Origin of the sequence: Chloracidobacterium sp., assembly GCA_016720705.1 — a bacterium.
GTDB lineage: Bacteria > Acidobacteriota > Blastocatellia > Pyrinomonadales > Pyrinomonadaceae > OLB17.
Genome location: JADKKB010000007.1, coordinates 810,381 through 823,565, shown reverse-complemented (window position 1 = coordinate 823,565; position 13,185 = coordinate 810,381). Strand labels below are relative to the sequence as shown.

The following is a 13,185-nucleotide window of genomic DNA, read 5'->3' as shown; positions in this document are numbered from 1 at the left end:
ACCGAACAGAAAAAAGGCGGCCGGAACCGCCTTTCTTGATGTCTGCAATAGCTGTTTAGCTAGCGAATATCAAAAGTGTATTCAACGATCGCCACAGTTCCCACCGTTTTTCCGTTCTTGGTAGCCGGTGTGAAGGTGATCTTTCTTGCAGCCGCCATTGATTCCTCAGTAAGTCCGTGAGGCAAGGCTTGCGAAACATAAACGAATCCTATGATTCCGTCGGGGCCGAATTCAACCGCTAGTTTTACCACACCAGATGTAAGATTCTGTCGAGCCATGTCAGTGTAGTGAGGACGCGGCTTTTTGAAACCGCTTACCGGAGAGTCGTCACCCGGAACGAGGTCCTCAATATTTGCTTTTCCTTTCCGAAAGGCCGATCCTGCATCTTTTGACTTCCCACTTTTATAAAGAGAAGCTCCGAGATAAACCCAAGCGATCTGGTCTTTTTTGTCTACAGTCGTAACGGCTTTTAAGACTTCTGCGGATTTTTCAAAATCTCCGGCTCGATACAGATCGATTCCGTATTCTCTGGAAGATTGAGAAAAGGCGGAAATGCTACAGAATATAACGAATAGTAGAAATAATAGATGCTTCATAGTAGTGATTACGCACCTGCGCCATGGCATTTCTTGAACTTCTTGCCCGAACCGCAGTGACACGGATCATTGGGTTTCATTTTGGGGCTATCGCGGACAAAGGGCGTATGTCTCGCGGCCTCGGCACCAGCGGCCTCAGCGGTCGACATTGCTCCCGTGAATGCCATTCCGGCCGCCTGTCGGCGGGCACGCTGCATCTCAAGACGCTCGAGGCGTTCGATCTCCTCCTGCTCGTCGCGCTGGACGATCTCGAGGTTAAATAGTGCCTTGGTGGTATTGGTGTCGATGCGGTCGAGCATATCCTGAAACATATCGAACGACTGTTTTTTATACTCGACGAGCGGATCTTTCTGACCGTATCCCACCAGTCCGATGCCCTGTTTGACGTGGTCGATCGAGAGCAAGTGGTCTTTCCACTGTGAATCGATGATGTTGAGCATAATGTAACGTTCGTATGCCCGAAGCGACTCACCGCCGGCTTGTTTTTCCTTTTCGGCGTAACTTGCAGCGGCCTTTTCCCAAATAGCCTGTTCGATCTGAACGGCGTTCATAGTCTTGAAATCGACATTGGCGTCAACCGCGGGGTCGATCGCGTAAATGCTCTCGATCTCGGCTGCGTATGTCGAAATGTCCCATTTATCGGGCGTCACGGTTGCGGCCAGAAAGCTATGTGTGAGGTCGCTGAGCAGGTCGCGGGCAACACCATTTTCGCCCAGCAGGTACTCGCGATGTTCGGGTTCGAACATCAACTGACGACGTAGACTGTAGATGGTCTCGCGTTGTCGGTTCATCACATCGTCATATTTGAGAACGTGTTTTCGAGTCTCAAAGTTACGGGCTTCAACGGCCTTTTGGGCACGTTCGATCTGTTTTGAAACCGTCTTTGACTCGATCGCGACGCCCTTTTCCATACCGAGCCATTCCATCATCGAGCGGACCTTGTCACCGGCAAAGATACGCATCAGATCGTCCTCTAGCGAGAGAACAAATCGCGACGATCCGGGATCGCCCTGACGACCGGCGCGTCCGCGAAGCTGATTATCGATCCGGCGCGATTCGTGGCGCTCAGTGCCAAGAATGTGTAATCCGCCGGCTTGGACGACCGCGTTATGCTCCTCTTTTACGACGGCTTTTGCCTTTTTGAGTTGCTCCTCAAACTGTTCTTCAGTTGCCTCATCCGGATTGATCTCGAGGTGCTTGAGATAGTCGCGTGCGAGTTCATCAGGATTGCCGCCGAGCAGGATGTCGGTACCGCGGCCCGCCATATTGGTGGCAATCGTCACGGCCCCTTTGCGTCCGGCTTGAGCGATGATCTCGGCTTCCTGCTCGTGATATTTTGCGTTCAAAACTTTGTGCGGCACGCCGATGGCTTTCAGCTTTCCGGCCACCAATTCAGAGTTTTCGACCGAAACGGTACCGACCAGGACGGGACGTCCTTCGGCGTGGAGGTCCTTGATCTCCTCGACGACGGCATCCCATTTTTCGGACAGCGTGCGATAGATCACGTCGGGCGTATCCTTACGAACCATCGGTTGATTGGTCGGGATCATCACGACGTCGAGGCCGTAAACCGATCCGAATTCTTCCGCTTCCGTCTCGGCCGTTCCGGTCATACCGCCGAGCTTTTCGTACATACGAAAATAGTTCTGTAGCGTGATGGTCGCCAGAGTTTGGTTTTCCCGCTCGATCTTGACTCCCTCTTTGGCTTCGACAGCCTGGTGCAGGCCATCCGACCAACGCCGGCCCTGCATCAGGCGGCCTGTAAAGTCATCCACGATTATCACTTCGCCCTCTTGAACGACATAATGATGATCGGCTTTATACAGCGTATGTGCCTTGAGAGCTTGCTCGACGCAATGGAGCAGGTCCATATTTCCGGGATCGTAGAGATTCGAAACGCCCAGCAGGCGTTCGGCCTTTAGCACACCGGCCTCTGTGAGGACGGACGAGTGATTTTTTTCGTCCAGAAGGTAATCACCCGTTGTGACCTTGGTCTCTTCGTCCTTATGCCCGCGTTCGAGTTTCGGGATGATCTCATTGGCTGTAAAATACTTATCAGTCGCCTCGTCCGACGCGCCGGAAATGATCAGCGGCGTACGGGCTTCATCGATCAGGATCGAATCGACTTCGTCGATGATCGCAAAATAGTGGTCGGGCTGAACCAACGAATCGACGTCAAACTTCATATTATCGCGAAGATAATCAAAGCCGAATTCGTTATTTGTTCCGTAGGTGATATCGCACGCGTAGGCTTCCTTGCGTTCGATATCGTCCATATCATTTTGGATACATCCGACTTTGAGACCGAGGAATGTGTGGATCTTGCCCATCCACTCGGCATCGCGTGAGGCGAGGTAATCGTTGACCGTCACGACGTGAACGCCGCGTCCGGTCAGGCCGTTTAGATAGCTGGGAAGGGTGGCAACAAGTGTCTTACCTTCACCGGTTCGCATCTCAGCGATGCGGCCCTGGTGCAGTGCGATACCGCCGATCATCTGTACATCAAAGTGCCGCATTCCGGTGACGCGGCGTGATCCCTCGCGAACGGTTGCAAATGCCTCGGGTAGGATCTGGTTCAGGACTTCCTGTTCCGCCTTGCGCCGTGCTTCTTTGTCTTCGATGCCCTCGATAGCCCGGGCGATCATTTCCTTAAATTTAGGTGTCTGGGCCTGAAGCTCTTCGTCCGTAAGCTTTTCCACCTTTGCTTCCCAATCCTGGATCTGTGTAACGACCGGCTTAACATTTTTCAAAAAAATGTCGCTGCTCGATCCGAAGATTTTCTTGACTAACTTATCTGCAAAACTGTTGACTGCCATTATTTCCTCTTAATTGTCCGACAAACTTTAGTTTGTCGAAACTTGTCGATATCCCGTTGGTCGCGTCGATAAACTGACGTTTATCGGGCATTTGCTCGGCAAACTGAAGTTTGCCGGACATTTGCAATCCCTTAGATTGCAATAAGGTGCCGGAGCACGCAACCCTTGACGGAAAAAATATTGAAGATGGCGGGGACTTGGAATATTGCAATGCCCGCTCGCCGCTACTTTGCGTCAGATATATGCGGAGCGTCGAGGCCGGCACGCGGAAGGTTTGTGATAGTTACAAACTGATCCACTGGTACATCCGGGTTGAGGACGCCGGATATATAATTGGGGATCAAACCCTTACGAAGCGTGGTGAAATCAAAAGCCGAAGTCCGGGGTTCTAGAAAGGCCGCTTCGCTGCTGACCGACTGAAAGTGAGATAGAAACCTCTGCACCGATACGGTGACTTTGCGGCTCGATTCGGTCGCAATGTCGCTGTCTGGGTCGTCGGACGAAGGGTCAGGTTTGGTGTCGAGATCGTCTTTGTATTCGATCTCATCCTTGACGTCGAACTGCCGCGTCATCGCCGCGTGTGCCAACACCTGCGGCGTCGCGCCCACGAGCACTAGGCCAAGATAGACGCCTAGTGTCGCGAGGACGAGGATGGAATTTTGCGGCTTCGGTTTATTCAAAGGTTAATTTTTGGCCGTATTATCTCCGGGTCGAAGTGTGGCGTTGCCGTTGGGCTGTTTCGGGGCCGCCTTTTGTTCGGCAAGTTTTCGCTGGATCATAGGCAGAGCGATCTGCTTAGGAATTACAAATCGGATCACAACCTTCTTGCCGTCCACCTCGATCTTGGCGCCTTCGAGCAGAATCAAGTCGTCCTTGTCGTTCTGATCCGCATTGGCTCCGGTCTTGGCACTTTTCGCGATACCGATCGCGAAATCGAGACTGCTTTTGATCGACCGAGCCCTTGTTTCGCTTTCAAGCTCTGATTGGACGATTCCGGTAATGTTGACATCATCCTGCTGCAGCATCAGCCCAAAATCTTTTCCGCTGAGGCCCGTCAAGTACTGCAGATAACCGCTGTCATTGATCGCCTCGATGGATTCCTTGACCACCTCGAGGATCTTTTCATCATTGCTGGCGGCCTGAACATATCTAAATGATTTCGGATCAAGTCTATTGTCCTTGGTCAGTTTGCCGCTGGCATTAACAATAAATGCCGAATCGAGCTTGACCTGATTCTTGTCGAGCAGGTCATTGACGTTGTTGGCCAAGTCGACAAACGGACGCTTGTTGATAATCGGCGTCCCGTCTGGATTGGTCGTACCGGCCTGAGTGTCGCCCGTTGGATCTTTCTTTGGCCCCGTTCCCGGAATGCCCGGGATCGACCCGTCGGGATTGGTCTGCGGCACATTAGCATTGACCTTGTTTCCGCCGGGACGCTTTTTATTCAACCCGGGTTTGACGTCACCAACGGTCGAGTCATTAATGGTCGGCAGAGCATCATCGTCAACCACATCAGCACGAGCCTTTGGCGGCTTGGGAGTTGTCGCTAACAGTCCGCCGCGCTGTGGAGTCGGAAATGAAACCGGCGGCGGCGGCGTATATGCCGGAATGCCCGGAGCGAGCATGCCATCAGGTAAAGCACCGTTTTGCTGTGACTGCTGGATCATTTCCCATTGGACCGGATTAGCGATCTGAAAATAACCTTCAGGATATGAGAGCGGCGGAGTAACGCCGGTCGCGTCGATAAAAGTGATATCAGCATCGGCAAGATCCGTCTTCTCATAAGCGGCGTCCACGTATTCGCGGTCGGTACCGAACAGCATCGCTCCGACATAGACCGTATCGAGTGCCTGACAAACGCTCCCTACAAGCGGGCTATCGCAACCTTTCATCGTCAAAAGCGATGTCTGGGCAAAAACCAACAATGCGAGAACATTCACGAGTGCTGAAGCTCCGAGAATTTTGTAGATCCGCGGCGAAAACTCCCACGATCTGATCTCATAATGACCGAAGAGTCCAGCCTCGTCGGACTCGACAGGCTTCACGGTCTCGTTGGTCTCAAATAATTGCTGCTCAAACATATAAATATTGCGTCCGGTGAAAATATCACTGAAAAGGCATAACCTGAGAAATTAGACGCATTGTTCGCATAAATCGTTGCGAACCAACTTATGATTTTACCATTATCGCCGCCGAAAATGGAAGGATTAGACAATGCGACTTCAAACATCTAACATTTCGGTAATGACACGTTCCCGAAACAACGGTCCGGGTGGCAAAAACCGCTCTCGGCGGTCGAAAGACAGCCACCATAAGGAACGAAATGGTAAACGCTTTTTTGCAAGAGAAAGTTCCGAACGCTCCACGCCAAAGCCCCAGACGCCGCAGCAATTGCGATCCGTCGAACGACTGCTCTCGGGGATCGGCGTCCCGCCTGAAAAGCCATTTAAGCCCGACGACTTTCAGCTCGAGGCATTGGCTGCTATCGAGACTGAGGATGTGCTCGTAACGGCCCCGACGGGCAGTGGTAAGACTTGGATTGCCCGCGAAGAGATCCGCCGCCTGCTTGCGGCAGGAAAGCAAGCTTGGTATACGACGCCTCTCAAGGCACTCACCAATTCAAAATACGCCGAATTCAGCGAGGAATTCGGTGCCGAAAATGTCGGTATTCTCACCGGTGACCGTAAAGAAAATTCGTCGGCACCGCTCATCGTCGGCACTACGGAGATCTACCGAAATCTGCTATTTGACGCGTTGCGAAATGGAGATGACGTTAAGGCCGACCTTGTAATACTCGATGAGGCTCATTACCTGTCCGACTCCGAGCGCGGACACGTTTGGGAAGAGGCGATCATTCTTTCGCCAAAGCGGATCCGGATGTTGCTATTGTCAGCCACGGTCGGACGTGCAGAGGAGTTTGCGGCTTGGATCGAAGAAGTCAGGGGCGGCACAGTTCGTGTGATCAAGGCAGGTCCGCGACCCGTTGAACTCAGGGCCGCATATCTTTCGGCTGATCTGCAATTATTTCCATTACTCGGCGAGGACGGCAAATTTAATCGAGACCTTGAACAGTTTGACCGAACCAGACCGCAAACGACATTCCGTCGCCGCAAGTAGAGATCGATCGAAAAGGAAATGGCCCCGTATCTTGGTCGAGATACGGGGCCATAATTTTGAGACCTGTCCGACGCTATTTAACAGAAGCCACCAGCACGTCAATATCGGGCTGTGCGACCAATATATCGAGCGAAACGCTGTTTGCGGCGTATTTGATCTTGGCTGACTCGATCATTCGGGCATACACCTTTTGATCGGCCCTTTTTGAACTGCCGAGAAATGTCTTGCCAAGCATCTGAAGCCCTTCGAGCATTTCAGAAAGTGATTTTGCCTGTTCCGGTTTTACCGTTTGGGCTGACACTGCCAGCGAAGTTCCGGCAGGAACTACGTCCATAGAACCGGAGACAAACTTTATCGAGTCAATGTTGGCACCGAGTTCGTCATTATCAAGCGGAATTATTTTAGCCATACCGCCGGGTGCCGCCATCGCAAACGACATTATCGAATTTTCCTTACCGAGCAGTAATGATGACACCTCAGGCGAAACTTTCGTTATGCCTTCGAGCGTCGCACGCACTCGAGCGAGCGACCCGATAGCGATCGTATTGCTGTCGAGCACCGCCACGGCCATTTCCTTTGTAAAACCGTCGAGCGATCGGCCGATCATATCATCAAGGCCGGTTCCAGCGGCTGCTGTTGATTGTTTGACGGCGCCTTTTGCCGAATCGGCCGTAAATATATAGATACTTCGATCGCCGACTTTTTCTTCGCGATACTTGCCATTGGACGCCAATTTGGCGATCGCGAGTAATGCTCCGGTATTGACGTCGCCGCGGGCGATCGCGACAGGGTCAAAATCGAACTCGTTATCCTTAACCTTGGTCATCGTCATCCCGACCGCAACGGAATCAAATTTACGAAGGTCGATCCCGGCCTTGTCCTTGATCTCATCGAGTTGTTTAGCGATCTTTGCGATCATCGGTTTGTTTGCCGAGAGGATCTGAGGCATCGCCTCATTAAAAAAGCGCCGCGAGTCAAAACCCATCACCGCATCCGATGCCGGCAGAAGGCCGACGAGAGCGGTCGACTGGCGTGACTTTGCCGAACTCGAAGGCGTCTCGACCAAACCGAAACCAACGACTCCTGCTATCAAAACCGCCAACGCGGCAAATGTAAACGTCGATCTTTTCATTGACAATACCTCAGTGTGTAAATTCACATCTCTACTAACGATAACAGATGCTTGGAAGTTCGTATAAGGTTTGCCGGAAAAAGTGATCTATCAACTAGCACGGCAACAAATTGCCTTTATTATGACCGTGCATTCAAGGTCTTTGCCTCGGCGTTGTCTTTAATTACCTCGAACTCAAAACGCAGTTCTTTTCCGCGGCAGACATTGCTCAAATAATGCTCCCAAAATTTGCGCAAAAAGCGAAGTGCGGGGCGTCGTCGGTCTGTATTTACTAGAAACTCAATTCCGAGAGCCTTCCAAAGTCCGAGTAGCGACGTGTGGCGGTCGATGAGCGTCAGTTGCACCTGCGTGTAGAAATCAAAGACCTGGCGATCGACCAGAAAAGTATTGAACGTAAATGAGTTAATATGGTTGCGATGCGTCGGATCATTTGCCCAGTCAGGATTTGTATAATGTGGCGTTAGCAACTTGATACGGCCACCGGGCCGCGTGATGCGGTGAAGCTCAGTAATAAACGCCATTACGTCCGGCACGTGTTCGACGACGTGATTAGATACGACGAGGTCGAACTCGTTATCGGGAAAAGGATATGGAATATCGCCCAGGTCGTGAATGACATCCGCCGCCGTCCGCGGGTTATTATCTAGGCCAATAGCACCGTCAGTTTTATTTGCCCCGCAGCCGACGTCTAGAATCTTGGTCATCTCGAATAAAGTAGCAGAAAGTGGGTGGAAACACGACCGGTTGTGAGTATGTTCTTCGCCTGTTCATAACGTTTCTACAAAAGTAAGAAACGGCCTCACTACTGCTTGGGCTTCCGCCTTTCTGACAAATAAAAATGCCATAGCAACCTCGCAGCCACCGAACGATACGGCCTCCATTTCTCGGCGATCTGGATAAATTCATCGGAACCGGGCCGTTTCTCGGTGCCAGTTAATTTTTGATACGCCGCGTGCAAAGCGATGTCGCCGCGTGGCATCACGTCCGGTCGAAGCATCGCCATCAATAGGTAAATGTCCGAAGTCCACTCACCGACGCCTTTTAACTTGGTCAGTTCGGCTTTTGCATCCGAGTCGGACAAGCTTTGCAGGCCGTCAAGATCGATTTGGTTATCGATAACGGCTTGGGCCAAATGTCGTCCATATGTTGTCTTTTGACGACTGAATCCGACGGCTTTCAGTTCGGCATTATTAAGAGTAAGTAGAGACTCGGGGGTAACATTTCCGAGTAGTTTGTTGAGTTTGTCAAAACACGCCTTTGCGGACGCCAGCGAAACTTGCTGTTCAAGAATAATCTGTAATAGCGTTGCAAACTCCGGTGAGCGATCCCACATCGGTGGCGTGCCGTAGGTTGAATAGACCCGTTCCAGATGCTCATCAGTCGCCGCTAGTTCACGGCACATGCGTTCGATATTTCGCTCACTGACACTTTCAATCTTCATTGCGGTTCGTACCATATCGATGGCAACGGCGATTCGTCGAACTCGATAGTTTCGCCACTGGGCAAAATGTGTACGGTACCCCCAACGCCTTTGAGACGCAGCCGCGGAGCGAGCATTTCGACGCGGTCGCAGTTTGCAAATTGGATTTGGTAGAGCGACAAGGGTTTCGATTCCGGCTACATCCCCGCCGTCGGACGGACTACAGTGCTCTCAGTGGTATTATTCATTCCCCATTAAATATCGTCGGGAGCCGGACTATTTTTCAGGCCGCTTTCCGGTAGATGCTCACAACAGAACCACGTGTCTATAAGCAATTCCGAAAGCACAAGCCCTTTGAGTTGCGGCGAACGAAGCCCCATTCATTATTTCTTTCGGACCCACGTGTTGTTTAAGTTGGTCCCCTGGTCGGGGTTGGTGAAGATACTCTCGGGTATTTCCTGTTCATCAAACCATGGACCGCAAACGACCATTATGGTCATATCGGGCAATTCCAGCCATCCTCGAATGACGTATTTTGCCGTACCTTTTTGCACTATCGACAACACCCGTCCGTTTACGCGGATCGACCCGGTCGTATAGTCTTTTTCCATCTTGCCGTTTCGGATGGCATAAAAATCATTCGCATATCCACCTGTCCCGGTGATTTTCATTTTGCTCTTGAACGACAGATTATCTGTTCCTCGGTAGGCTCCTGAACTGCGGTCGACATATGTCGTCGAGATCCGGCTAGCGTCCTCGCCCCATTCACCGGCAAAATCGGCAATTGTTAGTTGCCGCGTTGGTAGCGGCACCACTAATCTGCCATTTTGAATCTGGGGCGGTGCTGGTGCTGTGACATTCGCAGATGCCGCTGGTTTATCGAGGTCGATGCCGCTGACAAAACTATCAACACGTGAGACGTACGCCGGATCGTTGAATACAGCAAGGATGCTTACCGTCGTGCCAGTGCCGCTTATGACCGTCAAGAATGCAAGTGCTGTGCCTGCCTCGGATGTGACCGACGAACCGCCTGCGGTAACCGTCCATCCATCCGCCGCTGATGTGTCCGTCTTCGGATCAGCAAGTTCCGTGGTCATTTGTTTGACGACCAAATTATTCCACTCACGCTTAAAGTCGCCGGAGGCTGTGCCCGTTCCGGCTGTGCCTCCGTAAATAGTGATGATGCAGTATTTACTGGTCGCCGCATTGTACTCGCTAAAGGCAACGACATTTTCCTTCAATGTCTTAGTCATTCCCGCCGGCGGCGTATAGCGGACAATGCCCAACTTTTCCGTTTGGCCAAATGCTGCAGCCGACGCCAGACAAACGAAAGCCAAAGTTAGTAAAAACGAATATTTACCGGTCATTTTTGAGATGTACATAAGAAACTCTGCTACTGGATGCTGGTTTTTTGAAGATCAGCCTTTTCCCACATTTGGGCAAAGTACTCGGCCGACTCCATAAGGTGCTGCTGGACGAATAGGTCTCGTTTCCGAATGTCCCTCACAAAATCCGCAATGAGGCCGTAGTGAGCGACCCCTAGAAGCGTATAATCCCAGGTCCTGGTTCCCGTGCGGCACTGCTGAAAATTCTCTTCCTGATTGTCAGGGATATCGTCAAAGAAATGATCGGAATAGAAACTGCTGGCCGACAGCCCCGACGTCGCCCGCGGCAATCGTTCCATTCCATTTACATCGGTGCCCATCGCAACACGCGGGCTGCCGCCATCGTGTCCCATGACCGACCAGACCTCGTTAAAGCTTGTAATGAAAGATTTTGCATCCGAATGGTGCTCTTCGGAATCTGCCGTACCGATGCCAAAAACTCCACCTAATTTGGCGATCCGCTCAACTGTCGCTCTTAAAGCATGCCGTTCCGACGCACCCGGTTTGCGAATTCCGTTATGTCCAATATTGAGAGGGTACTTGTTGGTCGGACGCTCAGCGATCTCTAGCGTGTCCGCCTGTGACCTGTCCGACATATGATCGATATCGATGAGCAGGCCCAACTTCATCATCTCGGTGATGGCATATTTACCGAGACCGGTAAGGCCGGCATCGTTGACATGACCGTTCGGAATGGTTGAGTACATCTGATATTCCGATGGCGGATTAATGATGCCTTTCAGCAACTTGAAGGTCTTGAAGCAGCCGAGACTGCCGCTAAAAGGATTTAGCGGATGCATGCAAAAATCAGGCGAAGTCGGATCAGCGTTAAACGCCGGCGGGTAAGGCACGCCGGCAAGGCCATCGAGAACCGGCCTCAGATCCCTACTGGTCGATAGTAAGACACCGATATCTGACATCTCGCCTAATCGGAAGCCGACCTTATCCGATTCGTTAACGGTGAAAAAGCTGCCGGTCGAGTATTTGTTCGAAAAATTGAAAAGGTCCTCGTAAACCGCAGTGCCGCCAAATTTGTTATTTACGAGATGTATCGGGAACACATATCGAATGCCTTTGGTGTGGAGGCGCTGGATCTCGGCCTTGACGGTGGCCTGTGTAACTACGGCCCCCGGCTTGTTGAAATTGCCGATATTATCTACTTCCATTCCGAGAATAACGGCAAGTTTGCCAGCGCCGACAATACGTCGCAAGTCTGCCGGCGAATAGGCGACTTCCATAAAATCATTGTGCCGCCCGACAAATGATTTGATCTCGTCGATCTGAAGATCCGCTGACCCCTTGTCGTCTTTTGGCTCGTCGCCATTCAGGATATTTGCGAGCAGCTCACTGTTGACCGTGAGGGCGATCATTACGCGAAGGTTTCCCTGCTCTTTGGCTCGCTTGATCCACTCCCACCACATCTGCTGATGAATCTTGGAGGTCTGGCTGGGCCAATACCTAAGCTGCTCAGGAATACTCTCCATTCCCTGATGTTCGTGATCGCCGATGAGATTACCACCGCCAAAAAGATTGCCTGGCAGCCGAAACTTAAAATCTTTATCGAACATCCGATTTAGAACGAGAGCTCTAATGTGATCGCCGCATGGATTATCCGTTAGCCCCCATCCGCCGTGGGTTGAACTGCAGTTTCCGAGCGCGTCAAAAATATTGCTTGCCCTGATGTCGGTTGGATTGCAGTTTCGTGTTCCGCGGGGAATGATCGATCCGTTCGGCCGTCCGTCCGCACCCATCGAACCATCGGGTACACCGTGAAGCAAGCGCTTTCCAAAGCCAAGATGACTCATCGGATGCGTGTGCATATCCACAAAGCCATTTAGTGGAACAGGCGTTGTCGCCGGAGTCGGAGTCGATGCCGGGACAACCGGGCCCGGAGATCTCGGTGTTGCGGCTCCGATCGGTGTCGGTGGCGGAGTAGCGGTAGAGTTTCCGCTGGGCGTCGGGTTTGGCGTTGACGGTGTCACCATCGGAACCGGCGGTGCTGGAGTAGGAACCGGAGCTGACGGGTTTCCGCTGCCCGAACCGACTACAACGTTAAAGACCGTATTCGGACTTAGCGGATCGCCGCTGACATTGGCGATGTACCACCTTGAGGCGGCGGTGCTGTACGAAACGGTCGACGGGAAACGGTTCAAATTGTAGGGCGATCTAACCTCGGGAGCGTAATTTTGAAGTATCGTGACCTGTGCTCCGGGATTATTATTTAGCGCTGGATTATCGATGTACGAACCCTCCGCTCCGGTATTTTCCTTCGTGACGCGGTGCATGAACTGATTGGGTCCGGGCTGCAGATAAAAACGGATCATGTAGGTAGCGCCCAGCGGCATCACCGAATGATTGGAATTGAAAATATTCCACTTTCCAGAGTAATACCAAGCGCCGATCGGGTTGGTATTGAGCATCTCGGTGTTGCCCATCGGCGTCGCGACAATGATCGCGAGTGGATTGCCGGTCAGTCCGGGAAGGTCAATAAGGGACTTGGACGACACAGTATTGGCGGCGTTGGTCGTTATTTTTAGCTCTTGTGCCTCTGTATGCCAGCACGCCAATGCAAATATCAACAACAGTACCAGCACCGAGTGTTTTCTCATGATCCACCTCGTCAACTTGTATGTGTTCGGCAACGTAACTGCCTGAAAATGCAAAAAGTAATCTGGCTAAGCGTACACACTAAGGATGTCAATAGCAAGAAAATTTTACG

The 13,185-nt window shown here is 51.7% G+C and carries 11 protein-coding genes; 1 reads left to right on the top strand and 10 read right to left on the bottom strand.

The window, feature by feature from the left end:
• Positions 1-59 precede the first annotated feature (59 nt).
• The 5 genes from IPQ00_10965 to IPQ00_10945 form a co-directional block, all read right to left on the bottom strand.
• Positions 60-596, bottom strand: coding sequence for an energy transducer TonB (locus IPQ00_10965; protein ID MBL0241076.1), 537 nt, complete (start codon positions 594-596; stop codon positions 60-62).
• 8 nt (positions 597-604) lie between these two features.
• Positions 605-3,412, bottom strand: coding sequence for a preprotein translocase subunit SecA (secA, locus tag IPQ00_10960; GenBank protein MBL0241075.1), 2,808 nt, complete (start codon positions 3,410-3,412; stop codon positions 605-607).
• Positions 3,387-3,533 carry a hypothetical protein gene (locus tag IPQ00_10955; GenBank protein MBL0241074.1) on the bottom strand — a complete coding sequence of 49 codons (147 nt, stop codon included), beginning with the start codon at positions 3,531-3,533 and terminating at the stop codon, positions 3,387-3,389. Before IPQ00_10955 ends, secA begins: the two co-directional genes overlap by 26 nt.
• Positions 3,534-3,636: 103 nt before the next feature.
• Entirely contained in the window at positions 3,637-4,092 is a 456-nt protein-coding gene (locus tag IPQ00_10950) for a hypothetical protein (protein ID MBL0241073.1), read from the bottom strand.
• 3 nt (positions 4,093-4,095) lie between these two features.
• Positions 4,096-5,493 carry a hypothetical protein gene (locus tag IPQ00_10945; GenBank protein MBL0241072.1) on the bottom strand — a complete coding sequence of 466 codons (1,398 nt, stop codon included), beginning with the start codon at positions 5,491-5,493 and terminating at the stop codon, positions 4,096-4,098.
• Positions 5,494-5,656: 163 nt separating this feature from the next.
• Between IPQ00_10945 and IPQ00_10940 the strand changes: the two genes are divergently transcribed.
• On the top strand, positions 5,657-6,529 hold the full coding sequence (locus IPQ00_10940; GenBank protein MBL0241071.1) for a DEAD/DEAH box helicase: 873 nt from the start codon (positions 5,657-5,659) through the stop codon (positions 6,527-6,529).
• A 73-nt stretch (positions 6,530-6,602) separates the two neighbouring features.
• Here IPQ00_10940 and IPQ00_10935 read toward each other — a convergent pair whose 3' ends face one another.
• The 5 genes from IPQ00_10935 to IPQ00_10915 form a co-directional block, all read right to left on the bottom strand.
• On the bottom strand, positions 6,603-7,661 hold the full coding sequence (locus IPQ00_10935) for a hypothetical protein (GenBank protein ID MBL0241070.1): 1,059 nt from the start codon (positions 7,659-7,661) through the stop codon (positions 6,603-6,605).
• Between the two features lie 119 nt (positions 7,662-7,780).
• Positions 7,781-8,365: a class I SAM-dependent methyltransferase gene (locus IPQ00_10930; GenBank protein ID MBL0241069.1), complete on the bottom strand. Its 585-nt coding sequence runs from the start codon at positions 8,363-8,365 to the stop codon at positions 7,781-7,783.
• A gap of 98 nt (positions 8,366-8,463) precedes the next feature.
• Positions 8,464-9,102 carry a DNA-3-methyladenine glycosylase 2 family protein gene (locus IPQ00_10925; GenBank protein ID MBL0241068.1) on the bottom strand — a complete coding sequence of 213 codons (639 nt, stop codon included), beginning with the start codon at positions 9,100-9,102 and terminating at the stop codon, positions 8,464-8,466.
• A gap of 362 nt (positions 9,103-9,464) precedes the next feature.
• A complete protein-coding gene (locus tag IPQ00_10920) occupies positions 9,465-10,463 on the bottom strand; it encodes a hypothetical protein (GenBank protein MBL0241067.1) in 999 nt (332 codons plus the stop codon).
• 11 nt (positions 10,464-10,474) lie between these two features.
• Positions 10,475-13,075: a membrane dipeptidase gene (locus tag IPQ00_10915; protein MBL0241066.1), complete on the bottom strand. Its 2,601-nt coding sequence runs from the start codon at positions 13,073-13,075 to the stop codon at positions 10,475-10,477.
• Between the last annotated feature and the right edge of the window lie 110 nt (positions 13,076-13,185).

Bases quoted from the DNA above. Each gene is read 5' to 3' on its own strand.
- IPQ00_10955 (MBL0241074.1), bottom strand. From the start codon at position 3,533: ATGTCCGGCAAACTTCAGTTTGCCGAGCAAATGCCCGATAAACGTCAG.
- IPQ00_10925 (MBL0241068.1), bottom strand. From the start codon at position 9,102: ATGAAGATTGAAAGTGTCAGTGAGCGAAATATCGAACGCATGTGCCGT.
- IPQ00_10945 (MBL0241072.1), bottom strand. From the start codon at position 5,493: ATGTTTGAGCAGCAATTATTTGAGACCAACGAGACCGTGAAGCCTGTC.
- IPQ00_10935 (MBL0241070.1), bottom strand. From the start codon at position 7,661: ATGAAAAGATCGACGTTTACATTTGCCGCGTTGGCGGTTTTGATAGCA.
- IPQ00_10915 (MBL0241066.1), bottom strand. From the start codon at position 13,075: ATGAGAAAACACTCGGTGCTGGTACTGTTGTTGATATTTGCATTGGCG.
- IPQ00_10965 (MBL0241076.1), bottom strand. From the start codon at position 596: ATGAAGCATCTATTATTTCTACTATTCGTTATATTCTGTAGCATTTCC.
- IPQ00_10930 (MBL0241069.1), bottom strand. From the start codon at position 8,365: ATGACCAAGATTCTAGACGTCGGCTGCGGGGCAAATAAAACTGACGGT.
- IPQ00_10940 (MBL0241071.1), top strand. From the start codon at position 5,657: ATGACACGTTCCCGAAACAACGGTCCGGGTGGCAAAAACCGCTCTCGG.
- IPQ00_10920 (MBL0241067.1), bottom strand. From the start codon at position 10,463: ATGTACATCTCAAAAATGACCGGTAAATATTCGTTTTTACTAACTTTG.
- secA (MBL0241075.1), bottom strand. From the start codon at position 3,412: ATGGCAGTCAACAGTTTTGCAGATAAGTTAGTCAAGAAAATCTTCGGA.